The organism is Lactobacillus nasalidis (assembly GCF_016587775.1).
In the GTDB taxonomy this organism is placed as follows: Bacteria; Bacillota; Bacilli; order Lactobacillales; family Lactobacillaceae; genus Lactobacillus; species Lactobacillus nasalidis.
This window is the reverse complement of sequence record NZ_BOCG01000261.1, coordinates 1-584: the sequence shown is the minus strand read 5'-3', so window position 1 is coordinate 584 and position 584 is coordinate 1. Positions and strand designations below refer to the sequence as shown.

Below are 584 nucleotides of genomic sequence, written 5' to 3'. Positions count from 1 at the left end.
CTGCACGTGCAGGTACTGCCGGCGCTCCTCGTCCTTGTTGCCGTAAATGTCGGTTTCTTTCTTCAGCAAGCGGTCCTTGATCTTCTGGTCAGTGATCACTGCCACCTGGTTCTTGTAGCCAGTCGTCTTGAAATATGTCAGCGCCGTCAGTCCCAGCCCGACCGCCAATAGGATCAGGGCCGCCAACAGGCGCTGCTTCTTGCTTTCCATTCTGCTCGCATCTTGCCTTTCTTTTATTTTCGCTGTTTATTATTTTAATGCAAAAAAAGGACCGCTTTCGCGGTCCCTGCTTTTTTTAAAGTTTATTTAGCAATTCGCCTTATTTGAAAAGTCGTTTCCACCAGGGCCGCTTCTTGGAAGCCAGCTGCATGTCAGCCAGCGTCCGGTGGGTCGGGGTGCCCTTGGCCGCGTTTTCCAGCGACCGGCTGAGCAGCTCCTCGTGCACCTCCTGGTCGCTCTTGGCCATGTCGGCCACGACTTCGGCCCGCTTCTGCTCTGGCGTGAGCGGCTCGTCAGTCAAGAAGTCGTCCGCCAAGTCCGGCAGGTCGGTTGCTTCTGGCGCCGGAGCGGCTGCCTGCTCGGTC

At 56.5% G+C, this 584-nt stretch carries 2 pseudogenes; both read right to left on the bottom strand.

What is annotated here, in order from left to right:
- Positions 1-210, bottom strand: a pseudogene (locus tag lacNas_RS04595) (YibE/F family protein); the annotation flags it as partial.
- Positions 211-319: 109 nt separating this feature from the next.
- Positions 320-584 (bottom strand): annotated as a pseudogene (locus lacNas_RS04590) (MerR family transcriptional regulator); the annotation flags it as partial.